Raw genomic sequence first — 26,182 nt, forward strand, 5'->3', positions numbered from 1 at the left:
GTTTCTATTTTATGCCTTTTCCATAATGGCTTTCAAACTGGCAAGTCCTTCCTCAAATTCTTTCCCTACCATTTTATCCATATTCATAAAAAGCATCATTATACTCATTGGAAACTTGTTTTTACCAGAAAAACCCCAGCTAACTTCAGTACTATCACTTCCCAATTCTTTAACTTTTAGATAGGCATCGGATTCTGATTTATACGGTTTAAAAAACCTTAATTGACTTTCGATTATTTCATTATCCACAATATTGGTTATTTCCTGCTCCCCACTGCCTACTTCTTTATTACCTTCCCATTTACTTAAAAACCCAGAAGTCCCGTCAACACCTACAAATTCTTTCTTCATATTTGGATCTTTTTTCATCCAAGGGCTCCACGCATCTTGATTTTTTAAATATTTCAAATATTCAAAAACCTCCTTTGTTGGTTTGTTTATTTCAACTAGTCTGTTTACATGATAGGTCTTGGGAGCTATAATCCCTAATACCAGAATTAGTAGAATTACTGCCGCCAAAATGTATAAAATTGTTGTCATTTACCTGAATATTAATTGGTTGTATCTAAAGATACTAAAAAATTATAGCTTTTGGTAGTAGCGATTAATGATCTGATCACAACTTTTAATTGACTTCTTTGCCCAATCCAAGCGCTTTTCTAAAATTTCCTCTTCAGACAGATGCCACGGCACTTCCGAATCTCTTAACCTCTGGGATAATTGCTGTAAGATAATGGCAACCGCTACAGAAATATTGAGACTTTCTGTAAATCCAAGCATTGGAATTCTAATAAGATCGTCGGCTTTTTTAAATACATTCTTAGTTAGCCCGTCTTTCTCTGTTCCAAAGAAAAGAGCCATAGGCTTGTCTACTGTTAAATTGTCTACAAGTTTGCCAGATTTGTCCGGACTTGTAGCCACAATACGATAGCCTTCTGATTTGAGCTTCTTGATACAACTAACAGCATCGTCGTATCGCCTTAAATCGACCCATTTTTCTGCACCCATTGCGATATTCTTATCTAACCGATCCCCATACCTATTTTCTATAAGATGTAGCTCCTGAATACCAAATACTTCACAACTCCGTAATACTGCACTAGTATTGTGAAGCTGGTATACATCTTCCATAACCACAGTTAAAAATTTAGTACGCAGATTGAGCACTTCTAAAAAACGTTCCTTACGTTCAGCAGTTAGAAATGTCTCCAAATACGCAAGCAGTGCCATATCTACCATAACCCTAAGATAGGAAAATCACGTATATTTAGTTTCAATTTACAGTATGAACAACATTGTTGTACTTAGCGGAGCAGGCATGAGTGCCGATAGTGGCATCCATACCTTTAGAGATGCGGATGGTTTATGGGAAGGACACGACGTGATGTCGGTAGCCTCTCCCCAAGGATTCCGTAAAAACCCTGAACTAGTATTAGATTTCTACAATCTGAGAAGACGGCAGCTTAAAGAGGTAGTTCCAAATGCAGGGCATTTAGCAATTGCCGAATTAGAAAAGTGTTTTTTAGTAAACATAATTACCCAAAATGTGGACGACCTACACGAACGAGCGGGCAGTACTAATGTCCTCCATTTACATGGTGAATTACTAAAGGTTAGAAGTATGGCTAACCCGAATATTTCTTTACAATGGAAAGAAGATTTAATCCTGGGACAAACTGCTGAGGACGGCTGTCAATTAAGGCCCGATATTGTATGGTTTGGTGAAGAAGTCCCCTTACTTCCAAAAGCCGCTGAATTAACCTCTAAGGCAGATATTCTAATAATGATAGGAACCTCGCTTCAAGTCTATCCGGCCGCAAGTCTGATTCATTATGCGCCAGTAAACAGTCCTAAGTTTTTTGTGGATCCCAGACCATCTGTAGAAGAAGATTTCTGTCCTAATTTAAAAATAATCAGAAAGACATCCGCAGAGGGAGTTCCTATTTTGGTAAAGGACCTAATGCATAAATTGCGCTAGTTCTTCTTGCCCATTCTAAGAGTTTTTCCTTTTGATCATTCGATATTTTCGATTCGGAATGAAGTAGAGTATAGGCGGGCATGGGCAGGGCATGGTTTTCAATTACCAAATGAATCTCCTCTATAAGTTGTTTTTTCTCCATCTGAGAATAGTTCTGCCATCCGGAGAAATTCAGTTTTTCTTTTCCCTTAGAAATATCATTAGCCAGGAAGAATGAAACAGGGGCTATATTATTATACCATGGATAATTGGTTTGGTTGCTATGACAATTATAACAACTGTCCTGCAAGACTCTTTGTATTTCTTCTGAAGGATTGGCATCTTTTAAAAAACCATGCAAATGCTCTCCTTGCTCTAAATTTTTACTAGGTTTAAAAAATTGTAATAGTACAAAGAACAGCAAAATAAATTTTGCTGTATTTTTAAGTAATTTCATGTTTGGGGCATTTATTACGCCGGAAAATTACAACTTTTGTGGATATTTCAAACTTAGTTCCTTTAATAAAATCTATCGATGCCAGCAGAGTTAAACGGCAAAATCTTGCGGATATCGTTATCCGCAACCCATCACTTATGGAGCCGTTAATGAGAATTGCATTTTCAGAAGAAGGGGAACTCGCCAACAAGGCTTGCTGGATTGTTGAGTTTGTTGCCAAGTCGGACCTAAACCTATTACATGCTCATCTCAATATTTTTACGGAAAATCTTTCTGGACTAAAAGAGGATTCTTCAATAAGACCCATGGCCAAACTCTGTGAAATATTAATTCTTTCTTATTTTAAAAAAAAAGCAGGACAAAACATTGGCGATTGTCACGGACAAACATTTAGAACAGATAGCTACGGCCTGTTTCGATTGGTTAATTGGTGATTACAAAGTGGCCAGCAAGGCTTATTCTATGATATCCCTTTACTATCTAGGTAGCAAGATAAAATGGATAAGACCTGAACTTAAGTTGGTTCTGGAACAGGACTACTCAGAAGGAAGCCCCGCATACAAAGCAAGAGCACGTGAAATTTTAGCTCTTTTACGGTAATAATATAGCAAACCATTTAGGAAGAACTTCCCTTCCGGAAAGTTTTTATAATGAAGGCCATTAAGTATCTTTGCAACTTTCTAAAACTCTTCAACATTTATAACTATGTCTTTAAACTCTTTAAACGCTATTTCTCCCATAGATGGGCGCTATCGATCAAAAGTGGAGGACCTCGCGAACTACTTTTCTGAAGAAGCACTTATTAGATATAGAGTTTTAGTAGAGATCGAGTATTTTATCGCTCTTTGTGATTTTAATCTCGAACAACTTCCCAAGCTCTCTGAAACACAAAAAATAGAATTACAGTCGATTTACAAATCCTTTAGTACGGAAGATGCTCTGGCTATCAAGGAAATAGAACGAACCACTAATCATGACGTGAAGGCCGTTGAGTATTTTGTTAAAGACAAATTTGACAGATTGGGACATCAGAAATACAAGGAGTTTATACACTTTGGACTAACTTCTCAAGATATTAATAATACTGCAATTCCATTATCAGTCAAGGAATCTATTGAGGATGTTTATTATCCTCTTTTAGAGACTTTAATAGCTACTCTCCTAGGGTATGCAAAAGAATGGGAGGGAGTGCCAATGCTTGCCAGAACGCACGGCCAGCCGGCGTCCCCTACCCGATTGGGGAAAGAAATAATGGTTTTTGTTGTACGGCTTGAAGAGCAGTTAAAACAGCTCAAATTAGCCCCTCATGCAGCTAAATTTGGTGGAGCGACAGGAAATTTTAATGCCCACCAGATAGCCTATCCATCGCTTGATTGGAAAGAATTCGGGAAACACTTTGTGGAAGATCGACTTGGTTTAAAACATTCTTTTCCAACAACGCAAATAGAACACTACGACCACCTAGCTGGCCTTTTCGACAATTTAAAAAGAATTAATACCATACTAATCGATTTAGATAGAGATATGTGGACCTATATCTCTATGGAATACTTTAAGCAGAAAATAAAGGCCGGAGAGGTTGGTTCCTCGGCCATGCCACATAAGGTAAATCCCATCGATTTTGAAAATTCGGAAGGAAATTTAGGAATAGCAAATGCCATTTTTGAACATCTAGCAGCCAAGCTGCCCATTTCCAGAATGCAGAGAGACTTAACCGATAGTACGGTATTAAGAAACGTTGGGGTGCCTGTAGCGCATACAATATTGTCTATCAAAGCTTGTCTAAAAGGACTTAATAAACTCTTGTTGAATGAAGATAAGTTTAAGGAAGATCTTGAAGACAATTGGGCAGTAGTAGCCGAAGCAATACAAACAATCTTAAGGAGAGAAGGCTACCCAAACCCTTATGAGGCTCTAAAAGGGTTAACAAGAACAAATGCCGGTATTACCCAAAGCTCTATTTATGAATTTATTGATACATTGGAAATAACAGAGACCCTCAAGCAGGAGTTAAAATTGATTAACCCAAGCAATTACACCGGCATTTGAGCTGCATAAGGGCAGCTTTTTAGGTGTTCTTTTTAGCTTTTTTATAATTAGGAATCTTTATGTATTTCAACAGAGTGTGGATAAGGAATTTCTATTCCTGCAGCATCTAGTGCTAGTTTACAGTCCTCTACCGTTCCAAAATACACATCCCAATAATCTTCCGGTTTGGAATAGGGTCTTACGGCAAAATTAACAGAACTATCAGCCAATTCTAAAACATTTACGGAGGGCGCCGGCTCTTTTAAAACCTTGGCATTAGAAGTTAAAACATTAAGTAGCACTTCTTTTGTTTTCTTAATATCTTCATCGTAGCCCACACCAATAACCAGATCAATTCTTATTTTCCCTTCTGCCGTAAAATTCACAATATTTCCATTAGCCATTGCGCCATTTGGAACTATTGCCTGTTTATTCTGAGGCGTAATTAATTTGGTTGTGAAGATATCTATTTCTTTTACTACGCCTAATATGCCTTGTGCTTCTATAAGATCACCCAGTTCGTATGGTTTAAAAATCATTATCAGAACTCCTCCGGCGAAGTTAGATAGAGAGCCTTGCAGGGCTAGGCCAACTGCTAAACCGGCAGCGGCAATAACCGCAGCAAATGTAGTCACATTAACGCCCAGCGTGGATATAACAATAATGATTAGAAGAACTTTTAATCCCCAATTAGCGAGGTTAAGCAAAAAGCTCTGAAGAGAGGGGTCGTATTTACCCTTTGCCATCATCTTTCGGGCAGCACCAATTATCTTTTTTATTACCCAAGAGCCGATAATAAAAATGAGAATTGCACCTACCAGTTTGGGACCATATTCAACAACAAAGTCTATTCCCTTATTAATCCAAAGTTCTGCATTTTCCATTTGTTCCTATTACTTTAATTTTTAAGACCTTGAAGATAAAAAAAATGTCTGAAGCACAACAATCATACATGGATAATTTTACAAACAAAAAAGCCTGCTCTTTTTTTAAAAGAGCAGGCTTTTTTACTATTTAGTTTTTCTCTTTAACCCTTTAAAAAATCCCCTATTTCACCAAGTTCTGCAGTGTCAAAGTCAGAATTCTGAATTGCCCCCATTAACTGAACTAACTGTGTTGGATTCATATTTTTTCCCAGTACTCTAATTATGGCAAATCCTTTATCCTCGCTGCTTCCATAGATAATAACTTCGTCAATAGCATCCGCATCACCTAGGTACTTTATCGCTCCTTTTCCATATTGAGAGTTTAATTTCATTAACTCAATATATTTATCGTTATTCAGGATAGCGTTTACCCTGGTCTTTTCTGTTTGGAACTCGGCCTTATTATCTTCCGTAACCCTAAAAGCTAAAACATTCAGCTTTCGCAAAGATTCTAATCCTTCACGCTGTGTCTCTGTGAGACTGTTGCTCTGCAGATTAAGGATACTTGCCGGCACGTCTAGGGAAATAAAGTTTGGATTCTCAGAATTACTAACATAATACTCCTGCAGGCTTTGTCTGGAGGAACAGGAAACTATTAGCAGTAAAAACATTCCCGATATAACTATTAACGTTTTTTTCATGGTTCTTTTATTTCTGTTTAACCTTTTTTCTCTGCTTTACTAAGCTCTTCAGGAAGATTCATCTTTTTGGTAAGAGAACCTATTTTAGTAAGGTCTATATCTCCCGTCAAGGTCAGTAAAACAGTTTCAATATTTCTATTGTCTATTTCAATATTATCGCTCTTAATCCCTGTTACAAACATAAGAAGCTCGCTCACATGGTCATCATCTTTACCATTCTTCACATAGAATTTCACGTTGGTATCCTTATCCTTCACTCGCATTAACTCTTCAAGAGAAGAAGACTTTAAATACTTATTTACGGTTGCCTGCATATCCGCAGAAACTTCTTTATCTTCCGTAATAAAGACTTTTAGGCCACTTAAACTTTTGGCTATGTCCATAAATTCTTGTGCTTCAGGATCATCCACATCCACATCCATTTTCATCAATAAATTAAACATGTTCTTATTCACAACTACTGAACTTACAGCGTCAGAATCTTCATATTTATCAAAAATAGACTGTGAAAAACCAACCAAAGGCATTACAGCCAAAGCAATAATTAATATATACTTTCTCATCTCTTTAAATTTTAATTGTTTTTATAAATTTTTTGTTTTGTGTTTTCAAACTCTTTTAAATAGGCTACTTTTTCGGTTCCACGATCGAAATTTTCTGCTAATAAGCCAAGTGCCATACGAGTCTGATTATAGGCATACTCCGCTTCTCTTTGCTCCCGATAATCATTACCGAAATATATACCAAAGGCCATAACTGCTACCGCTGCAACGGAAATCCATTTGTAAAAATTTACTCTAGGTTTTAATGGAACCTGCTTTGTAAACCGTTCGTCTTTGGCTTCAGAAAAATAAGTGAACATAGGGGCGTATTGCTTTAAATGAGGAGCTACCTCTTCCTTGGCAAAATAATCCCGAAGTTCATTTTCTTCAGCTACCGTTGTGCTAGCTTCGAAATATTTTTCTAATAATTTTTCTTTTCTATCCAATTCCATAATTATGTTTTTGAACTAATTTTTCTCTTACTGTTTTTCTCGCCCTAGACAGAGCCACTCTCACTGCAGTTGGTTTCATCTCCAAAAGGTCTGCAATTTCATTATAATCGTACTGCTCTACATCTCTTAGCTGTAGTACCATTTTTTGTTGCTCGGGCAATTCTTGCATAATGCGTTCTACCCAACTAATACTATCTCTAGTTTCTACCTGGCTCTGCAAAGACCTGCTGCCATCTTCGTAATTACTGTGTACTAACTTAAGATTACTAGATTGTTTGGATTTTAACCTATCTAAACAAAAATTCTTGGTCATGGTCATAGCAAAGGCCTCTACATTCTTATAACCTTCAATATTTTTCTTCTTTGCCCATAACTTCATCAGAATCTCTTGTGTGGCATCTTCCGCCTCCTCTGCAGAGACTAATAATCTTTTTGAAAGCCTGTATAGCTTATCCTTAAAAGGCATTACCACATTTAGAAACTCGGACTGTGTCATTGTTGGTTGATCTGTTTCTGTATAAACCATTTATTGGTGTGTTACAAAAGGAAGACGAAGCACCTTCAAAATTGTTACACAGACAGTAAAATTCTTTTTATTCTTTAAATTAATATAAGCAAATAAGCCAATTTATGATACGCCCTAACCTAAGAATACAGCGGTAAAAACTGTTAAGGAATACTAAAGTTGGTATAAAAATTGTTTAAAGAAAGTATATTTACCAAAAAATTAGAAATATGAAGAAGTACGCCCTTGCCCTAGTGGTTTTCTTATTCCTATATATTAGCTGTAGCAAAAATGATGATGATGGTATTCAAGGTCCGGGTACCCCTTCCGTAAGTACACAGGATTTTATGTGGAAAGCCATGAATATTTGGTATTTCTGGCAATCAGATGTAGAAAATCTTGCCGATGACAGGTTTGCAACCAATGAAGAATACACTACTTTCCTAGAGTCCGAAGAAGATCCTGCTGCTTTTTTTAATGGCCAATTGCGATTTGGTGAAGATCGATTTAGTTTTTTTAATGAAGACTACAAGGAATTAACAGAAAACTTATCTGGTATATCTAGAAGCAATGGTGTAGAGTTTGGATTATTCTTCGCGGGCGATGGTAGCGATAATATCTTTGGATATGTTCGCTATATAATTGCAAATTCGGATGCTTCTAATAAGGATATCAGCCGTGGAGAGCTATTCTCAGGAGTAGACGGACAAACGTTAACTGAAGGTAATTACAGGGACCTTCTATTTGGTGATAATGCTAGTTATACGCTAAATATGGCAGATATTCAGGACGGTAATGTAGTTCCAAATGGCAAAAATGTAGCGCTTACAAAACAAGATGGGTTGGTAGAAAATCCTGTCTTTATTACAGAAGCTTTTGAGCTTAATGGGAGAACAATTGGCTATTTGATGTACAATGGTTTTACCAATGAATTCGACGAAAACCTTAATGCAGCTTTTGGCCAATTAAAATCAGCTGGTGTAACAGACTTAGTATTGGATTTCAGGTATAATTCTGGAGGATCCGTAAATTCTTCAAGACTGCTCTCTAGCATGGTATACGGAACCAACACAAACGATGTGTATATCCGTCAACGATGGAATGATAAGTTGCAAGGACAGTTTTCCGAAGAAAATTTGGTAGACTTTTTTGCTGATCAAACCAGTGAAGGATCTCCTCTTAACACTCTGAACCTGAGTGAAGTATATATTATCACCACCAATAGTTCTGCCTCAGCCAGTGAATTAGTGATAAATGGGCTAAACCCGTATGTGAATGTTATTAAAGTGGGAGACACGACCAGAGGGAAAAATGAATTCTCCTTGACGCTGGTAGATGATCCAGACAGAGACGGTGCACCATTCGTATATAGTCCCTCAAGAGAGAATCAAATAAATCCAGATAATCAATGGGCTATTCAACCCTTAGTTGGCCGAAATGAAAATTCTGTTGGTTTTTCGGATTATACTGCCGGATTTGCACCCGATATATTACTAAGCGAAGACCTGGAAAACCTAGGAGTACTTGGAGACCCAAGCGAACCTCTGCTGGCCAGGGCAATTGAAGAAATTACTGGCATAGTGGGCAAAAGGGAGTTTCGGGCCAAGATGCCAGTGAAGCCTTTTACGGATAGCAAAAAGCAAAGACCCATAGGAGACAATATGATTTTGGACAAGCCTTTAAACTTAAGTCCAGCTGTATTTAAAGGGATAAATTAAGTCCAATCCGTAAGTTTCTGCCTCTAGTAGTAAAACCAATTACCTCGGTAAACTCTTCATTAAACAAGTTATCGATATTTAAGAATAACTTAAGACGATCGTGCATTAATTTTTGTTCGAAATAGATACCAAAGAGCGAGAAGGGGTCTAGGACTTCATCTTCAAAACTATTAAAATTAGTATCTACTCGCTTCCCTGTATAGGCATAGGAAAATGAAGCAAAGGTTTTTTTGCTAAAGGAATATCCCGCCAGGAAATTAAGCTTATGCTTTGGTAGCCTTATTGCGTTATCCCCAACACGTTCGGTAAATGTGTAGTTAGCATCGATTGAAAGTTTTTCCAATGGTTTCCATTGCAATTCTGCCTCTACCCCTTGAACATCAATTGCTTCAGTGGCATTAAAATATTGAAAAAGATCATTGTCAAAAAAAACGTAATTCTCTTCTTTTCTATTAAAGTATAAAAGACTTAGCCGTAAAGCTTTGGAAGTTTTGTACTCTGCACCACCCTCAATCGTTCTATTAGTTTCGGGCTCTAACATATCATTTGCCCCAAAAATACCATATAACTGACTCAAAGAGGGAGTTATATAGGAAGTGGCGTAAGTCCCCATGAATTTAACATATCCAGAAGACAGGTTATAGGTGTATGAGGGATTTATATTGTATACCAATTGAGAGCCATATTCCGAGTGAATATTAAGTCTGGTTCCAGCATTTAAATTTAAGCCAAAAGACGACAGATACACAATATTAGCATAGGGATCTACCAGAGAAAACTCTTGGTTCTCTTCTATAAAAGTTTTATCCAAGTTGTAGTTAAGGCCCACGACTGTTAGGAAATTCTCACTAAAAGAGTAACGGTTATACAAGTCGGCCACATAATTACTACCCTCAAAGGTCGATGGAAAAGCACTAATATTTTCTGAGCTATAATCCGAATAGGCAGCATTAAGATTTATGTCGCCCTTTTTGTAAGACCATTTCGAAGAAATACCCACCCTAGTTTGTTCGGATAGAAATTGATAAGGGGCATCTATCATTCCAAAGGATTCGTCGTAATCCGTTTTAATATTCGTATTGTTCAAATACAATACTAGTTTAAAATTATTCTTGACATTATATCCAATTTTCACATCAACATTATATCTTGAAAAGGGATCTTCCTCATTTTCCGGTGTGATAATCGAAGAAAGTCCGTTAGAATACGCATTAGAAAAACCTAAATTATAGGTAAAACGCTCGAGGCTCCCGCTAATAAGTGCAGCGTTTCTAAACTCAGCAATATTAAAATTTTGATCCGTAGCCGATTGATTTGTGCCAATACTAGATTGTAAATTGGCCGCAATTTTTCGATTTGAAGCCTCTTTGGTGGTTATGTTAATCACAGCGGTTGCGGCACTCATGCCATATAAGGTACTTGCGGCTCCTTTAATAATTTCAATAGACTCTATCGCCGAAGTATTCAGTAGACGAAGATCGTATTCTTGTGAAAAAGAAGAAGGGTCGGATACCCTAACACCATCTATTAAGATTAAAACCTGTCTACCGCGACCTCCTCTGGGAAATACACCTAATACCTCCCCTTCTCTGCCTCTACTACCCGCAATTTCAATTCCGCTTTTCGTATTAATAATTTCAGCTACTGTTTTCCCCTGGCTCTTGGCCAAATCCTCTTGGGTAATTTGTATTACTGTTTTACCAGAATTCTCTCTTTTTAGAGAAAATCTCGAATCACTAACCACCACCTCATCTAATTCTTGTACTTCCATTTGCTCCTCTTCCTGGGCTAAGGTGAAAGCACTAATAAACAAACTGAGAATCCAAAATAGAACGCCTTTCTTTAACATATCTTCAATTTAAATTGGGAATAAGGCGTAGGAGTATCCATACGAAAACCTCTATCCCGAAAGTTTTACATTATTATCTCAATTGGCAGGTCTCCTGACTTGCGTTTTGCTACTTACCTTCCCGTTACTACAAAAAATATTGTGAAAATTGTAGTTCCGACTAGTTACCGGATTCACAGTGGTACAGAATTAGCAGCAAACATCCCAATTTACGGGACTAAGCTTACAGTTGCGGGAACAGTTCCAGACTTTTACTTTTTACATACATAAAAAGAATCACTGGATTCCCTTTTAATCTTATGCCTTTACCATAATGGCATAAAAACCAATAATGCGACCAAAGTAATATATATTATTTAGAAATGTACTATTCTGTTTAAAGTTTGATTTTTTCTGTTTCTTTAAATTATTAACGTACTGGCGGCCAATAGGACATTTACAAGATTAATTGAGTTGTTAAAAAAAATAATATATTAAACAGTTTGGCATTCCTTGAGTAATGCTTTGGCACTTTTGTTACCTTGTGGCAATGAAAAACCTTTGCCTAAAATCCGTCTACTTTTTAATAATCCACTTTGCAGTCCTTGCCTGTAATTCAAAAAAAGAAAAGCGGATCCTTGTTACAGAAAACCCCCGAAAGGAACTAATAAGGCATGCTACAGGATTTTCTATCTCTGTACACAGCCCTGCCTTAACCATTATAAAGGTAAATTCTCCATGGCCAGAGGCTAAGGCCCCTTTCTGTTATGCCTTAATAAAGAAAGGTTACAACCTCCCTCAGAGTTTTGACAGCACTAAATATGATGCTGTCATAAGAACTCCGGTCCAAAGGGTAATCGCCACCTCCACTACCCATATTGCCGCCCTGGAGGCTCTTTCAGCAGACTCTTCATTAATTGGATTTCCGAATACGGCCTATATTTCTTCTAAAAGAACAAGAGAAAGAGTAGATAAAAATCTAATTAAAGATCTTGGTAAAAATGAATCGATAAATACCGAATTAGCTCTTAATTTAACTCCAGATGTAATTTTTGGTTTTAGCATTAACAGTCAAAACAATCCGTATAAAACTCTTCAAGAATCTAAAATACCTATTGTTTACAATGGGGATTGGGTAGAGGAAACTCCTTTGGGCAAAGCCGAGTGGATTAAATTTTTTGCCGCATTTTACCAACTCCCGAAAAGAGGCGATTCTATATTTAATACAATTGAGAACAACTATAAGGAAGCTAAAAAATTAGCTTTAAGCGCAAAAGAAAAACCATCCGTTTTAAGCGGTGCCCTTTACAAAGACGTTTGGTACTTGCCTGGGGGTAAAAGCTGGGCAGCAAGGTTTATAGAAGATGCTAATGCCAATTATTTATGGAAAAACAATGATCTTTCCGCAAGTTTAGCCTTAAGTGTTGAAAGTGTAATTGAAAAGGGATTACAGGCAGACTTTTGGATTTCTCCCTCCCAATTTACGTCTTATAAAGAACTCATGGACGCAAATCAACATTATATGCGTTTTAAGTCCTATAAAAAAAGGAAAATCTACACTTTCGCAAGAACCAGGGGGGCAACAGGAGGCTTGCTATATTACGAGCTCGGTCCAAGTAGACCAGATTTGGTTTTGAAAGATTTGATACATACTTTTCACCCAGAATTATTGGAAGATTATGAGCCATTTTTCTTTAAACCCTTAGAATAATTGAAAACCAAAAGCCCATACACGTTATCCTTTACAGTTTTGATTTTGGCACTACTTGTTTTTTTCTTGCTGAATCTAAGTTTGGGATCGGTCAACATACCTCTTGAAGAAACGATTCAAAGTATCTTTGGCGCAAAAATAGAAAATGAATCTTGGGAATATATTATTAGGAATTATCGTATTCCAAAGGCATTTACAGCCGTCCTCGTAGGAGGAGGATTATCCCTGAGTGGACTTATAATGCAGACTCTTTTTCGCAACCCCCTTGCGGGTCCCTTTGTATTAGGGATTAGTTCGGGAGCCAGCCTGGGAGCTGCCCTTTTAATTATGGGAAGTGGCCTGTTGGCTTCTTTCTTCTCGGTAAGTTTCGCTAATGACGTCAGTCTGGCAATTGCGTCAAGTATCGGCAGTTTTATTGTTTTACTAGTTGTTTTAGGAATGGCATCAAGGGTAAAGGATACAATGGCTTTGCTAATTATTGGATTAATGTTCGGTAGTATCTCCGCTGCTGTAGTAAGTGTATTATCTTATTTTACAGATGCTGAAAGGTTACAGCAATACATTTTTTGGGCCTTTGGCAGTGTGGGTAATCTTAGTTGGTCTCAGGTGGCTCTTTTGGCCGGTTTTGTCGCTGTTGGTATTCTCATAACTATAGCTGCCATCAAATCTCTTAACTCCTTGCTGCTTGGTGAAAACTATGCTCAGAGTTTAGGGGTACCCGTAAATAAAATCCGCTTTTTCCTAATTATTGCAACAGGACTCTTGGCAGGCTCGATTACTGCCTTTGCCGGACCAATAGCTTTTATTGGTCTTGCTGTGCCCCATTTAACAAGACAACTATTTAATACCACAGAACATAAAATACTAGTCCCTGGGGTACTTATTTTAGGGGCAATTATTCTTTTACTATGTGATATTATAGCCCAAGTACCTAGCTCTTATTACGTATTACCCCTTAATGCAATAACCACTATAATAGGTGCTCCCGTTGTAATCTGGCTATTGGTTAGAAGAAAAAAAATGATTTTTTAGTAACATTAAAAATTTACACTAATCCAAGAAAAAAAAGAAAATATAACCCTTAAGATTAACGATTTATCCATTGGATATAAACTAAACAAGAAGGATAAGCCGGTTTGTGGCTCTATAAACTTTGATCTAAAGCAAGGTGAACTATTAGGCATAATTGGCGTTAATGGGATAGGTAAGTCTACTTTCTTACGCACCTTGGCCAAGGTACAGCCTAAGTTATCGGGCAGTATCATTCTCAAAGGAAAGGCCTTGGAGAATTTTGAAAATAAAGACTTCGCTAAGACTCTTAGTGTGGTATTAACAGAACCGTTGGCCTCAAAAAATTTAAGTGTAAAAGAATTAGTTGCTTTAGGAAGACAGCCTCATACCAATTGGCTGGGTACTATGAATAAAAGAGATCTGAGTGTACTCCATAGTTCATTAAAACAACTAAAGCTTGAAGAATTACAAAATAAAAAATGTTTCGAACTTAGCGATGGGCAACTTCAAAGAGCACTAATTGCCCGAGCACTTTGTCAGGATACCGAAATAATAATTCTAGATGAGCCTACCACCCATTTAGATCTCTATCACAAGGTTGAAATTATTAAATTGCTTAAGAACATTGCAGGGAATACAGGCAAAACCATACTTTTTACTTCTCATGAGATAGATCTGGCCATTCAGCTTTGTCATAAAATTTTAATAATCAAAGAAACTGATTCGGTTTTTGGAGATCCATGTACGCTTATAGAAGAAAAAAGTTTCGATGACTTATTCCCTAAAGACAGTATTACCTTTAACGCAAAAACGGGAAGTTTTAGAATCGTCAAATAACCCTACCTAACAAAAATTTTCAAGTTAATATCCTATCTTTATCTCGTTTTAATTCTTCTTTATGGAAAACCCATTAATCTATTTATCTATAATTGTCGTGAGTCTTGGGATTGGGTATTTCTTAGGCGCTTACATAAATAGTTTAAAAACGAAATCCAACCAAAGCACTTTACTTGAAAGAGAGCAGCAACTGAATATTGCTATTCAAGGACTAGAGGAACGTCTTGAGAAAGCCGACATGCATATTAACAACTCACAAAAGGAGAAAGAAAATTTGCGTTTGGAGCTTATACGTAATGAAGAAAAATTGGGGCATCTCCAAGAAAGAAATGAAGAGCAAAAAACAGAAGTGGCCAAGCTTCAAGAGAAATTTACTAAAGAATTTGAAAATCTTGCTAATAAAATATTAGAAGTAAAGTCTGAAAAATTTACCAAGCAGAATAAAGAGAACATCGAAAACATCTTAAATCCCCTAAAAGAAAAAATAAAACATTTCGAAGAAAAGGTAGATAAAACACATAAAGAAAGTATAGACTACCACGCCGCTCTGCGTCAGCAAATATATGGGCTAAAAGAGTTAAATGAACAGATGTCAAAGGAGACCCTAAACCTTACAAAAGCGCTGAAGGGTGACAGTAAAATGCAGGGTAACTGGGGAGAGTTAGTACTAGAAAGAGTCTTGGAGAAATCTGGTCTTAAAAAAGACCATGAGTATACCGTTCAACAGAGTTTTCAAAAAGAAGATGGTAGCAGACAATTGCCTGATGTAATAATTAATTTACCTGGAGGCAAAAAAATGATCGTAGATTCTAAGGTATCCTTAACCGCTTATGAACGATTTGTAAATGCAGAGGAAGACAAACGTCCATTGCACTTGAAGGAGCATATAAATTCTATTAAAACACATATAACTCAACTTTCATCCAAAAAATACGAAGATATATATGAGATGGAGAGTCCGGACTTTGTTCTGATGTTTATTCCCATAGAACCCGCTTTCGCAGTGGTTATTAATGAGGATAATTCGATGTATGGGAAGGCTTTGGAGCAAAAAATTGTTATTGTTACTCCTGCTACTCTTTTGGCCACTTTACGAACTATAGATAGTATGTGGAGTAACGACAAACAACAGAAAAATGCCTTGGAAATTGCCAGACAGGCCGGTGCTCTTTATGATAAGTTTGAAGGCTTTATTTCCGATTTAACCAAAGTCGGAAAAAAAATGGATGAGGCCAAAACAGAATATAGAGGGGCTATGAATAAACTCGTTGAAGGTCGGGGAAATATTATAAGTAGTATTGAAAGACTTAAAAAAATGGGTGCTAAAGCAAAGAAAGCCTTGCCAGACAAATATTTGGAAAGAGCGGAGTACGACGAAATAGACTAAATTAAACCAAATGAAAAAAGCATTATTAATTACATTATTGGCTATCGGAATAGGAATTGTTGGTTATTTTACTTTCGTGTATTACGTACCCTATAGTACGGGAGTGCGATCCGGAGAATTAATTAAAATTAGCCACAAAGGGGTAATAGTAAAGACCTGGGAAGGTGAGATTAGTCAAGGTATTTCCGGAGCACAGATATTTCCATTCTCTGTCTCTGGCAGTAGAACAGATCTCATCGAAAAACTGAAAGAATACCAGGGAGCCTATGTAAAACTAGAATATGAAGAACGCTTCCGCTCCTTTTTTTGGTGGGGAGATACCAAGTATTTTATAACAGCGGTAGAAAAAGGATCTAGGCAAAACAGAAATCAGTAAGGCTTTTTTAATTTATTACGTGTTGCCAGCTATTCAACTTATAGATAAGTGGCCGCATCTTTATCCATAAACCAAACTAAATTGGATGACCTAGGCGCAACTAGAGCAGCTGGATATTGAATATAATCCCCAGTTTTGTTGATAATTTGGGTAACTTTATCGGCCTTATTCTTACCAGTGACTAAGAAAGCCACCTCAGCGGCATTGTTAATGATTTTGCCAGTTATGCTTATTCTTTTTTGACCTGTTTCCGGATGTGCAGCAACAATGCAATTTTCCCTGGCATCCCATAAATTAATTTGGAAAGGAAATATAGAAGCAGTATGACCATCATCTCCCATCCCTAAGATAACCATATCGAATTGTGGAATACCAAAACCTGGCTTTAATTTGTCTTCCAAGAGTTGAGCATAACGCCTTGCTTCCAAACTGGGCTCGTTTTCCCCCTGTATTCTAAAAACCTGCCTTTCGGAAATACCAATCTTGGAAAGCAAATGGCTGTTGGTCATATTATAATTGCTCTCAGAGTCTGTTGGTAAAACACATCTCTCGTCCCCCCAGTAAAAAAACACCTTAGACCAATCAATTATGTTCGCATATTCTGCAGCAAGCAAATCAAAAACAGCTTTGGGTGTACTTCCGCCGGACAATGCCAAATGAAAACTTTGCGAATTATTGATGCGCTCTGCAAGATATTCCGCAAAAGCTTTAGCTGTTTCTTCTTTAGACTCTTGTATATTTACTTTCATGTGTAATTTTAGGATATAACACAAAAACCAGGATCCTCTCCCAAAAGAGCTCCAGGGTTGCGCCATGAATATTTGCCATTAAACAGATCATTGGCATTTTGCGGGCCCCAAACCCCAGCCGAATATCCATACGTAATGACGTCTTTTCCATTCTTCCAATAATCCAAGATAGGGTCTACAAAAGCCCATGCCGCCTCTACTTCATCCGCTCTAGCGTAAAGCGTGGGATCGCCTTGCATGGCATCTAATAACAGTCTTTCATAAGCCGTCATTAATGTGGTTTCAGCTAGATCATCATAGTAAAATTCCAAATTGGCTCTCTCCACTTTAAATCCTTGACCCGGAACTTTTACCCCAAATTTCATTAAAATTCCTTCGTCGGGCTGGATTCGAATAATCAATTTATTGTCTTTGTCTATTACACCAGACTGACTAAAAATATGGTGGTGTGGCGACTTAAAATGAATTACAACTTCGGTTACTTTGGTAGGCATCCTTTTAGCAGTACGGACATAAAAAGGAACATCTTTCCAGCGCCAGTTGTCTACATAAAATTTAACTGCAGCATAAGTTTCTGTGGTTGAATCATTTGCAACCCCAGGCTCTTCTCTATATCCTAGAACTTTTTCTCCCATTAAGTCCGACGAAAGATATTGTCCACGGATGGTGTTCTGATATAAAACTGCCTCATCCTTCATTATTCTAATAGATTTTAAAGCTTTAACTTTTTCGTCTCGTATAGCCTCGGCTTTGTCATCAATGGGTGGTTCCATGACGATGAGTGACACAATTTGCATAAGATGGTTTTGGAACATATCGCGTAAGGCACCCGATTTATCATAATACCCCCCGCGTTTCTCAACACCTACACTTTCTGCATTCGTAATCTCTACATGTTCAATGTAGTTCCTATTCCACAAAGGTTCAAAAATACTATTGGCAAATCTGGTCACCAAGAGGTTTTGAACCGTCTCCTTCCCTAAATAATGATCAATCCGGTAAATCTGTGATTCCTCAAAATATTTTTGCAAACCGGTGTTCAATGCTTTAGCTGTACTAAGACTATAGCCAAAAGGTTTTTCCACAATAAGTCTTTTCCATCCGTCCTTCTGATTTGCTAAATTCTGCTCGCTAAGATTTCTGGCTATCACCTCGTACATATTAGGAGGCGTAGAAAGATAAAATATGCAGTTTCCTTGTGTGTTGTACTGAGCCGCTAAAGAATTAATTCTACTTGCGAGTTTACCATATTCTACGTCATAACTATCTCCCAGATCCTGATAAAAAAGTTTATCCATAAAAGAATCCAGAATACGCTTCGTCTCTTTTTTGCCGTATTTTTTGAAATAAGGACTATTCTGAACTACCTTATCGCGAAATTCCTGGTCAGACAAATCACTTCTACTAGCGCCCAATACCAGAAAGTTCTCAGGCAGATTCCCTCCCTTAAACAAGGCAAACAATGCAGGTATTAGCTTTCGTGCCGTTAAATCTCCTGAGGCACCAAATATGACCAGCATCTGATTATCTATAGTGTTCATTTGTCTTGAATTAATTACCTAAAATATTTTTATGGCGATACCCAAAGCTTTTATTAGAATATTTAAATTATTTTTGAGATGCACGCTAGGCTAAGATAAAATATATTTATCTCATACGTTAGTCTGGTATTAATATATCGGAAGATTTTTAAAAAGTTAAAACAGTAAATCAAATGCAACAAAACACCTACGATTTTGGTCTTGTTGGCCTAGGAGTAATGGGACGTAATTTTATATTAAATGTCGCCGACAATGGTTTTAAGGCATTTGGTAATGATTTGGATGAGGAAAAGGTAAATGCCTTAGTAAAAGAAGGAGGTGATACGGTTAAAGTAAATGCTTCCACAAATACTGAAATTTTTGTTGCATCTCTGTCTAAACCCCGGAAGATTATGCTATTGGTGCCAGCAGGGAAGGTTGTAGACATTGTCATAGAAGGTTTACTCCCTTTTCTGGATAAAGAAGATATTGTCATAGATGGAGGAAATTCTTTTTTTACAGATACGGATAGGCGTGAGGCATACTTAAAGGAAAAGGGTATACACTTTTTTGGAGCAGGGGTATCGGGTGGCGCAAAAGGAGCAAGAATAGGCCCAAGCATAATGCCTGGCGGGAACCGTAAGGCCTATGGTGTTGTAAAACCCATTTTTGAGGCCGTTGCTGCTAAGTTTAAAGGAGAACCTTGTGTTGCCTACTTAGGGCCAAAATCGGCAGGGAATTATGTAAAAATGGTTCACAATGGGATAGAATATGGATTGATGCAATTAATCACAGAGGCTTATGATCTTTTAAAAAAAGGTGGAAAGACCAGCAACGAGGAATTACAGAGCATATTCTCTAGTTGGAATAAGGGTAGACTTCAATCGTTCTTAATGGAAATTACCGCAGATATTTTCAAAGTTGATGATGATCTATCGGATGGCAAACTAGTAGATAAAATACTAGACAAAGCAAAACAGAAGGGTACCGGAAAATGGACATCACAAAATGCCATGGATTTGGGCATACCCGTGCCCACAATAGATATGGCGGTAAGCATGAGAGAATTATCAGCGCTTAAGAAGGAAAGAATAGAGGCGGATGCGATGTACAATAAACCAGAGCTATCAAATAATGCAAAGGAAGAATTAACTAAAAAGATGGAAGCGGCATTGTATTTTGCTTATATAATTACTTATGCTCAAGGGCTGCACCAATTAGAAGATGCATCCAAAGAATATTCTTATTCTTTAGAATTAGCCACCATTGCAAAAATTTGGCGTGCAGGTTGTATTATTAGAGCAGGTCTTTTGGAAGATATTTCCATAGCATTTAAGACAAACAAGGGCCTGCCGAATCTGTTACTCTCCCCTCTTTTTAAGAAAAAGATAGAAGAAACAGTACCTGCAGCGAGAGAAATAGTTGCCTATGCCGCCACGAATGGAATCCCCATGCCTGGTTTATTTAGTGCTCTGTCTTATTTTGACGCTTATACCTCAGCAAGGCTGCCTCTAAACTTATTACAAGCGCAAAGAGATTATTTTGGTTCGCATACTTATGAGCGTGTAGATAGAGAGGGCATATTCCATACCGAATGGGAGTAGGATAACTTTCATTCTTCTAGATTAACGAATAAAGAATACCAATACACCAGGGAAAACTAGGGCCTAAATTTCGCTGGAATATTTCGTCAAATTTTCTAAGAATATGAAACTTACCGCATTAAAACAGATTATAGTCTATATTCTGTTTATTACAGTTTTTCAAGGAATAGCGCAGGAAGAACCTCTAATTATCCAAAGTGTTGGCGGGCTGCGAACCGTTAAGTCGGGTGAGATTTGGTTATCCCATGAGCATATAATAGTGGATTTTATTGGGGCAGACAGCATAGATAATACTTCATGGGACCGGGACGACATTTTAAAGCAGACGCTTCCCCATCTGATTGAATTAAAGAAATTTAATGTAGCATATTTTGTGGATGCCAGCCCCCAATACCTAGGAAGAGATGTTTCCCTCTTAAAAGAACTAGCACAAAGAACAGGACTTACAATCCTTACCAATACGGGGCTTTATGGTGCACGAAAAAATAAGTTCATACCCCACACAGCTAAACAAAAAACCGCTGAAGAATTGGCCGAGGAATGGTTAATAGAATTCAAAGAGGGAATTGAGGATACCCGAATAAAACCAGGCTTTATCAAAATAAGTGTAGACAATAACGATTCTTTAAGTCCTATGCATCAGAAATTAGTTAAAGCAGCTGCCCTTTGTCATTTACAAAGTGGTTTAACCATTGCATCTCATACGGGAAAGGCCTTGGCACTATGGCCCCAACTAGAAATTCTTACAAAACAAGGCGTATCTACAAAGGCCTTTGTCTGGGTTCATGCGCAGGCCGAGGAAGACGATTCAAATTTCATAAAAGCTGCAGAATCTGGTTGCTGGATTAGCTTGGACGGCCTTGGTTGGGAGATAGATAAACATGTAAAAAAACTTTTACTAGCTAAAAATAACGGTTTTTTAGATCAGATTTTAATCTCCCACGATGCAGGATGGTACGATCCTCAGAAAAGAGAACAAAACATACAACCCTATACACCTATTTTTAAAAGACTGATACCCCTTCTAAGAGCTAAAGGGTTTACTTCTAATGATATTATGCAAATTCTTTCAATAAACCCTTCCAAGGCTTTTGCGATAAACATAAGAGAATTACAAGCCAAATAAGTAAGACTTCTATCGTATATTTTAGTAAATACCGCTTAAAATAGTTTGCGACTTTTTAAGTATTAAAAACAACTATTCCCAAACTCGTCAGAACTTAGAATTTCCGTCTAAATACAATTTAAAATCCTAGTATAAGTCTGTAAACAATCCCTTACTTACTTAAATACATTTTACGTTTAGAATACAGCTCGTAGAATTCGTCGTCTTTTAGACTGTCGATAAACAAAATACTCTCCCCGGTACTTTTCATTTCTGGTCCAAGGTTCTTATTTACATTCGGAAACTTGTTGAAGGAGAAAACAGGTTGTTTTATAGCAAATCCTTCCAGTTGCGGGTTAAAACTAAAGTCTTTCACCCTCTTCTCACCAAGCATCACCTTAGTTGCATAATTTACATAAGGTTCTCCATACGCCTTGGCAATAAAGGGAACTGTTCTCGAAGCCCTAGGATTAGCCTCTATGATATATACCATATCATCTTTTATGGCAAATTGAATATTAATTAGTCCCACGGTATTGAGGGCTAGAGCAATTTTCTTAGTATGATCCTTTATTTGTTGCATAACAAATTCCCCCAAATTAAAAGGCGGTAAGGTAGCATTAGAATCGCCCGAGTGAATTCCGCAAGGCTCAATATGCTCCATGATACCTATGATATAGACATCTTTCCCATCACAAATGGCATCGGCTTCCGCTTCAATTGCGCCGTCTAGGTAATTATCTAGTAACAATTTATTATTTGGAATTTTACGCAATAAATCCACTACATGAGCTTCTAAATCTTCTTTATTGATAACGATTTTCATGCCCTGTCCGCCCAATACATAAGACGGTCTTACTAGTAAAGGGAAGTTTAATTGGTCGGCCAATTCCAATGCCTCATCAGCACTTTCGGCTACTCCAAATTCGGGATAAGGGATATCATTTTCTTTTAGAAGCTTGGAAAAGCTTCCCCTATCTTCTGCTAAATCCAGGGACTGAAAACTAGTCCCTATAATCTTAATTCCATATTTATCTAGTTTCTCAGCCAATTTTAAAGCGGTTTGCCCACCTAATTGTACAATAACTCCTTCCGGATTTTCGTGAAGAATAATGTCGTATATATGTTCCCAGAAAACGGGTTCAAAATATAGTTTGTCTGCCGTATCAAAGTCGGTGGAGACCGTCTCCGGATTACAGTTGATCATGATAGTTTCATAACCACACTCCGCCGCCGCTAAAACGCCATGAACACAGCAATAATCAAATTCTATCCCCTGCCCTATTCTATTAGGCCCAGAACCTAATACTACGATTTTTTTGCGGTCTGTTACCTCGCTATCATTCGCAACAAATCGATTTCCATCTGAAGTTTCAATTTCTGCTTCAAAGGTAGAATAGTAATAAGGCGTCATTGCTTTAAATTCAGCAGCGCAGGTATCCACTAATTTATACACTCTATTAATACTAAGTGCCATTCTCTTCTTGTGTACTTCACTCTCATAGCAGTCTAACATATGTGCTATTTGACGATCTGCGAATCCTTTTTGCTTTCCTTCCAACAATAATTCTTTTGGCAGGCTTTCGATGGTATATTTTGAAATCTCTTTTTCCAATAAGTGTAATTCTTCATATTGTTTTAAGAACCACATATCAATTTTGGTTATCTCATGTATTCTGCTCAGCGGGATACCTAATTGTATGGCATCATAAATAACAAAGACCCTATCCCAGCTGGCAACGGTAAGTTTAGCTATTATCTGATCGTAATTTTTATAACCTTTCCCGTCGGCACCTAATCCATTTCGTTTTATTTCCAACGACTGTGTAGCTTTGTGAAGGGCCTCCTGGAAAGATCTTCCGATACCCATTACCTCGCCAACCGATTTCATTTGTAAGCCTAATGCCCTGTCCGAACCTTCAAATTTGTCAAAATTCCAACGTGGTATCTTTACAATAACATAATCGAGAGTTGGCTCAAATAAGGCAGACGTAGACTTTGTAATCTGATTGTCTAATTCATCTAAGGAATAACCAATAGCCAATTTGGCTGCGATTTTTGCAATCGGATATCCTGTAGCCTTCGAAGCTAGGGCTGAAGATCTTGAAACTCTTGGATTAATTTCTATTGCAATGATATCTTCTTTTTCATCCGGACTTACTGCAAACTGTACATTACATCCGCCAGCGAAATCGCCTATGCTCCGCATCATATGAATGGCCATATCGCGCATTCGCTGAAAAGTTCTATCCGAGAGTGTCATGGCCGGGGCAACTGTAATGGAATCCCCCGTATGAATACCCATAGGATCCATATTCTCAATGGTACAGATAATTACAACATTGTCGTTCTTATCTCTTAACAATTCTAATTCGTATTCCTTCCAGCCCATGAGAGCCTTGTCTATCATTACCTCATGAATAGGAGATATTTCTAATCCTCTGCTCAATAATTCATCAAAATCTTCTGGCTTATACACTATAGAAGCTCCTGCACCTCCCAGTGTATACGAAGCGCGGATAACCAAAGGAAAACCAAATTCCTGTGCAATTTCCTTGCCTTTAAGAAAGGAAGTTGCTGTGGCCTGTGGCGCCATTCCAATGCCTATCTTTAGCATTAATTCACGAAACTTTTCTCTGTCTTCTGTGATATTTATTGCATCGATGTCTACGCCGATAATATCGATGCCAAAATCTTCCCAAATACCTTTATCTCCTGCCTCGATACACAGGTTTAGTGCCGTTTGCCCTCCCATCGTTGGTAAAACCGCATCAATATTGGGATGCTTCTTAAGAACCTCAATGATAGACTTAGTAGTCAAGGGAAGTAAATAGATATGGTCGGCCATGGACGGGTCTGTCATAATAGTAGCCGGATTACTATTAATAAGGATAGTTTCTATTCCATCTTCCCTTAAAGAACGTAATGCTTGAGAACCTGAGTAGTCAAATTCACAAGCCTGACCGATAATAATGGGTCCGGAACCGATAATAAGTATTGAGTGGAGATCTTTTCTTTTTGGCATTTTCTATTCTTTTATTAGGTATTTGTTCGTAATTGGATAAAAAAAAGGTGCTACTTTTAAAAAGTAACACCTAATTATTTAAAGATATTCGATCATTATTTTTTGTGTCTCGGCTCTGAAGATACGGTTAATTTTTTTCTTCCCTTTGCTCTTCTTCGAGCAAGGACTTTACGTCCGCTAACTGAAGCCATGCGCTCCCGAAAACCGTGTTTATTTCTTCTTTTCCTTTTGGATGGCTGATATGTCCTTTTCATTACCGATTATTTTTACTTTGCATGTGCAAAATCTGGGCGCAAATATACGAAGAGTTTTTTCTTTGGCAAATGGATTTAAAAAAATATTTCGGATAGTTTTATTACTTTTGCACAAGCACTAAAAATGAGCGCCATTAAAGTGAAATATCCTTCTATTTTTCTACTTCTTTTATTTACCAATACTTTCGCTTTTGGCCAAACTATTTTAAGGTACCATTTAGCAATAGGGGACAGTTTTACCGTACAACAGGACGCTCATCAGAGTATAACACAGGATACTGAGGGTATGAAACATGTCATTACCAACGATTTGCAAGGCATAATTAAGTTTAAAGTGGAGGGTATAAAAGAAGACATCTATGAACTTCAGGTATCGTTTAAAGATTTAAAACTAAAGGTAAATTCTAGTCTTCAAGGAGATTTATTGGTGGTAGATGCCTTAGAACATGAAGAGGGCGACCAACAATCCAAGATGTTCCATGGGCTTTTAAATATTCCAGTAACGGTTTACATGTCTTCTCAAGGAGAAATATTAGAAGTACGGGGTGGGGATCAATTAGTAGCTAAAATGGTAGAGGCTAGTAATATGCAGGATCCAGACGGAATAAAATTCTTGGAGAATTCCTTAAGTAAAGAATTTGGTTCTAAAGCCTTGTCGGAGAGTTATGAACAGCTCACCTATTTATATCCTAAAAAACCCCTGAGTCAAGGAGATCTCTGGGAAAATGAGTTTCACGGAAAATTAAAGGCCAAGAACAACTGGGTTTTAGAGGGGATAAACAAAGACAGCTTGCAAATCGCAGGGACTTCAACTATTCGTATGCTTGTTGAGGACGAGAATTCCTCCATGCGCCTTGAAGGAACACAGAAATCCAAAGTAAATGCCTCTACAAAGACGGGGTTTATAAAAAAAATGCATGTTGAAGGAAATGCTTCAGGAGTTGCATTTGTAGGAGCGAATTCTGAAACAGAGATTCCAACTCAGATCCAATCAACCATTATATATCAATTAATAGAAAACTAATTTATGTTTAATAAAAATTTCAAACTCATCCTTGCCGGACTAATTGTTGCCTATGCTGTTTATCAGTTTATCGAAGGAAATATTGGTAATGGCATCTCTTTAGTACTGCTTGCGGGCATCTTCGTTTTTTTATATTTCCGTAATGAAATGATTTTATTAGCGTTTTTAAGAATGCGAAAACAAGATATGGCAGGTACTGAGAAATGGCTTACAAAAATTAAAAACCCAGAAAGCGCATTAACACCAAAGCAACAGGGCTACTACAACTACCTCCACGGGATTATCTACTCTCAAAAGAATCTTACCCAGGCAGAGAAATATTTTAGAAAAGCCCTTAAATTAGGTTTAAATATGGATTATGACGTGGCCATGGCCAAGCTTAGTCTTGCGGGAATTGCGATGCAAAAAAGACGTAAAAGAGAGGCGACAACTTTATTGACAGAAGCCAAGAAACTAGATAAAAATAATATGCTTACGGATCAGATAAAGATGATGCAGCAACAAATGAAAAAAATATAAGTTTTT

The 26,182-nt window shown here is 37.5% G+C and carries 26 protein-coding genes and 1 riboswitch; of the genes, 13 read left to right on the plus strand and 13 right to left on the minus strand.

All coding sequences use genetic code 11. The features are described from left to right. Positions 1-9: 9 nt before the first annotated feature. Entirely contained in the window at positions 10-540 is a 531-nt protein-coding gene (locus PXG98_RS06955) for an SRPBCC family protein (protein WP_276389877.1), read from the minus strand. Between the two features lie 42 nt (positions 541-582). Continuing rightward, complete coding sequence (locus tag PXG98_RS06960; RefSeq protein WP_276389878.1) at positions 583-1,239, minus strand: TrmH family RNA methyltransferase; 657 nt, start codon at positions 1,237-1,239, stop codon at positions 583-585. 46 nt (positions 1,240-1,285) lie between these two features. Here PXG98_RS06960 and PXG98_RS06965 point away from each other — a divergent pair, with 46 nt between their 5' ends. Continuing rightward, positions 1,286-1,978, plus strand: a complete 693-nt coding sequence (locus PXG98_RS06965) for an SIR2 family NAD-dependent protein deacylase (protein ID WP_276389879.1) — start codon at positions 1,286-1,288, stop codon at positions 1,976-1,978. Here the strand turns inward: PXG98_RS06965 and PXG98_RS06970 are convergent. Continuing rightward, the gene (locus PXG98_RS06970; RefSeq protein ID WP_276389880.1) at positions 1,941-2,414 is read right to left on the minus strand and encodes a heme-binding domain-containing protein; all 474 of its coding nucleotides are present in this window, start codon (positions 2,412-2,414) and stop codon (positions 1,941-1,943) included. The two genes, PXG98_RS06965 and PXG98_RS06970, sit on opposite strands and share 38 nt — an antisense overlap. Before the next feature lie 38 nt (positions 2,415-2,452). Here PXG98_RS06970 and PXG98_RS06975 point away from each other — a divergent pair, with 38 nt between their 5' ends. Further along, positions 2,453-2,848, plus strand: coding sequence for a hypothetical protein (locus PXG98_RS06975; RefSeq protein WP_276389882.1), 396 nt, complete (start codon positions 2,453-2,455; stop codon positions 2,846-2,848). A gap of 271 nt (positions 2,849-3,119) precedes the next feature. After that, positions 3,120-4,463, plus strand: coding sequence for an adenylosuccinate lyase (gene purB / locus PXG98_RS06980; RefSeq protein WP_276389883.1), 1,344 nt, complete (start codon positions 3,120-3,122; stop codon positions 4,461-4,463). Between the two features lie 47 nt (positions 4,464-4,510). Here the strand turns inward: purB and PXG98_RS06985 are convergent, their stop codons facing one another. The 5 genes from PXG98_RS06985 to PXG98_RS07005 all read right to left on the minus strand — a co-directional run bounded on the left by PXG98_RS06985 (position 4,511) and on the right by PXG98_RS07005 (position 7,499). Continuing rightward, positions 4,511-5,326 (minus strand): mechanosensitive ion channel family protein, encoded by an 816-nt coding sequence (locus tag PXG98_RS06985; RefSeq protein ID WP_276389885.1) that lies wholly within the window; start codon positions 5,324-5,326, stop codon positions 4,511-4,513. 143 nt (positions 5,327-5,469) lie between these two features. Then, positions 5,470-6,009: a DUF4252 domain-containing protein gene (locus PXG98_RS06990; RefSeq protein ID WP_276389886.1), complete on the minus strand. Its 540-nt coding sequence runs from the start codon at positions 6,007-6,009 to the stop codon at positions 5,470-5,472. 17 nt (positions 6,010-6,026) lie between these two features. Further along, positions 6,027-6,572 carry a DUF4252 domain-containing protein gene (locus PXG98_RS06995; RefSeq protein WP_276389888.1) on the minus strand — a complete coding sequence of 182 codons (546 nt, stop codon included), beginning with the start codon at positions 6,570-6,572 and terminating at the stop codon, positions 6,027-6,029. An 11-nt stretch (positions 6,573-6,583) separates the two neighbouring features. After that, positions 6,584-7,003: a hypothetical protein gene (locus PXG98_RS07000; protein WP_276389889.1), complete on the minus strand. Its 420-nt coding sequence runs from the start codon at positions 7,001-7,003 to the stop codon at positions 6,584-6,586. Further along, positions 6,990-7,499 (minus strand): RNA polymerase sigma factor, encoded by a 510-nt coding sequence (locus PXG98_RS07005; RefSeq protein WP_276390765.1) that lies wholly within the window; start codon positions 7,497-7,499, stop codon positions 6,990-6,992. Before PXG98_RS07005 ends, PXG98_RS07000 begins: the two co-directional genes overlap by 14 nt. Before the next feature lie 239 nt (positions 7,500-7,738). Here PXG98_RS07005 and PXG98_RS07010 point away from each other — a divergent pair, with 239 nt between their 5' ends. Beyond that, positions 7,739-9,226 carry a S41 family peptidase gene (locus tag PXG98_RS07010; RefSeq protein ID WP_276389891.1) on the plus strand — a complete coding sequence of 496 codons (1,488 nt, stop codon included), beginning with the start codon at positions 7,739-7,741 and terminating at the stop codon, positions 9,224-9,226. On the opposite strand, the gene PXG98_RS07015 is transcribed toward PXG98_RS07010, so the two are convergent. Then, positions 9,210-11,075 (minus strand): TonB-dependent receptor plug domain-containing protein, encoded by a 1,866-nt coding sequence (locus PXG98_RS07015; RefSeq protein WP_276389892.1) that lies wholly within the window; start codon positions 11,073-11,075, stop codon positions 9,210-9,212. The two genes, PXG98_RS07010 and PXG98_RS07015, sit on opposite strands and share 17 nt — an antisense overlap. Before the next feature lie 67 nt (positions 11,076-11,142). Then, a riboswitch (cobalamin riboswitch) is annotated at positions 11,143-11,420 on the minus strand. Positions 11,421-11,604: 184 nt separating this feature from the next. Here PXG98_RS07015 and PXG98_RS07020 point away from each other — a divergent pair. The 5 genes from PXG98_RS07020 to PXG98_RS07040 all read left to right on the plus strand — a co-directional run bounded on the left by PXG98_RS07020 (position 11,605) and on the right by PXG98_RS07040 (position 16,376). Then, entirely contained in the window at positions 11,605-12,765 is a 1,161-nt protein-coding gene (locus PXG98_RS07020) for an ABC transporter substrate-binding protein (RefSeq protein ID WP_276389893.1), read from the plus strand. Beyond that, complete coding sequence (locus tag PXG98_RS07025; protein ID WP_276389894.1) at positions 12,766-13,797, plus strand: FecCD family ABC transporter permease; 1,032 nt, start codon at positions 12,766-12,768, stop codon at positions 13,795-13,797. It abuts the gene before it with no gap. Positions 13,798-13,911: 114 nt separating this feature from the next. Next, complete coding sequence (locus PXG98_RS07030) at positions 13,912-14,613, plus strand: ABC transporter ATP-binding protein (RefSeq protein ID WP_338150234.1); 702 nt, start codon at positions 13,912-13,914, stop codon at positions 14,611-14,613. Between the two features lie 61 nt (positions 14,614-14,674). Further along, on the plus strand, positions 14,675-16,000 hold the full coding sequence (locus PXG98_RS07035) for a DNA recombination protein RmuC (RefSeq protein WP_276389896.1): 1,326 nt from the start codon (positions 14,675-14,677) through the stop codon (positions 15,998-16,000). Positions 16,001-16,010: 10 nt separating this feature from the next. After that, a complete protein-coding gene (locus PXG98_RS07040) occupies positions 16,011-16,376 on the plus strand; it encodes a 6-phosphogluconate dehydrogenase (protein WP_276389897.1) in 366 nt (121 codons plus the stop codon). Positions 16,377-16,414: 38 nt separating this feature from the next. Here the strand turns inward: PXG98_RS07040 and pgl are convergent, their stop codons facing one another. Together pgl and zwf are read right to left on the minus strand one after the other, a co-directional pair. Then, the gene (pgl, locus tag PXG98_RS07045; protein WP_276389899.1) at positions 16,415-17,125 is read right to left on the minus strand and encodes a 6-phosphogluconolactonase; all 711 of its coding nucleotides are present in this window, start codon (positions 17,123-17,125) and stop codon (positions 16,415-16,417) included. An 8-nt stretch (positions 17,126-17,133) separates the two neighbouring features. Beyond that, positions 17,134-18,666 (minus strand): glucose-6-phosphate dehydrogenase, encoded by a 1,533-nt coding sequence (gene zwf / locus PXG98_RS07050; protein ID WP_276389900.1) that lies wholly within the window; start codon positions 18,664-18,666, stop codon positions 17,134-17,136. A 173-nt stretch (positions 18,667-18,839) separates the two neighbouring features. Between zwf and gndA the strand changes: the two genes are divergently transcribed. Then, positions 18,840-20,249: an NADP-dependent phosphogluconate dehydrogenase gene (gene gndA, locus PXG98_RS07055; protein WP_276389902.1), complete on the plus strand. Its 1,410-nt coding sequence runs from the start codon at positions 18,840-18,842 to the stop codon at positions 20,247-20,249. 103 nt (positions 20,250-20,352) lie between these two features. Continuing rightward, positions 20,353-21,375 carry a phosphotriesterase family protein gene (locus tag PXG98_RS07060; RefSeq protein ID WP_276389904.1) on the plus strand — a complete coding sequence of 341 codons (1,023 nt, stop codon included), beginning with the start codon at positions 20,353-20,355 and terminating at the stop codon, positions 21,373-21,375. Positions 21,376-21,526: 151 nt separating this feature from the next. Here the strand turns inward: PXG98_RS07060 and carB are convergent, their stop codons facing one another. After that, complete coding sequence (gene carB / locus PXG98_RS07065) at positions 21,527-24,379, minus strand: carbamoyl-phosphate synthase large subunit (RefSeq protein ID WP_276389906.1); 2,853 nt, start codon at positions 24,377-24,379, stop codon at positions 21,527-21,529. 95 nt (positions 24,380-24,474) lie between these two features. Next, positions 24,475-24,633 carry a 50S ribosomal protein L34 gene (gene rpmH, locus PXG98_RS07070; protein WP_276389908.1) on the minus strand — a complete coding sequence of 53 codons (159 nt, stop codon included), beginning with the start codon at positions 24,631-24,633 and terminating at the stop codon, positions 24,475-24,477. Positions 24,634-24,757: 124 nt separating this feature from the next. Here rpmH and PXG98_RS07075 point away from each other — a divergent pair, with 124 nt between their 5' ends. Beyond that, a complete protein-coding gene (locus PXG98_RS07075; RefSeq protein WP_276389909.1) occupies positions 24,758-25,657 on the plus strand; it encodes a DUF6263 family protein in 900 nt (299 codons plus the stop codon). A 3-nt stretch (positions 25,658-25,660) separates the two neighbouring features. After that, positions 25,661-26,176: a DUF2892 domain-containing protein gene (locus tag PXG98_RS07080; RefSeq protein ID WP_276389910.1), complete on the plus strand. Its 516-nt coding sequence runs from the start codon at positions 25,661-25,663 to the stop codon at positions 26,174-26,176. Positions 26,177-26,182: the final 6 nt, after the last annotated feature.

The sequence above is a fragment of the Eudoraea chungangensis genome (assembly GCF_029360665.1).
In the GTDB taxonomy this organism is placed as follows: domain Bacteria; phylum Bacteroidota; class Bacteroidia; order Flavobacteriales; family Flavobacteriaceae; genus Eudoraea; species Eudoraea chungangensis.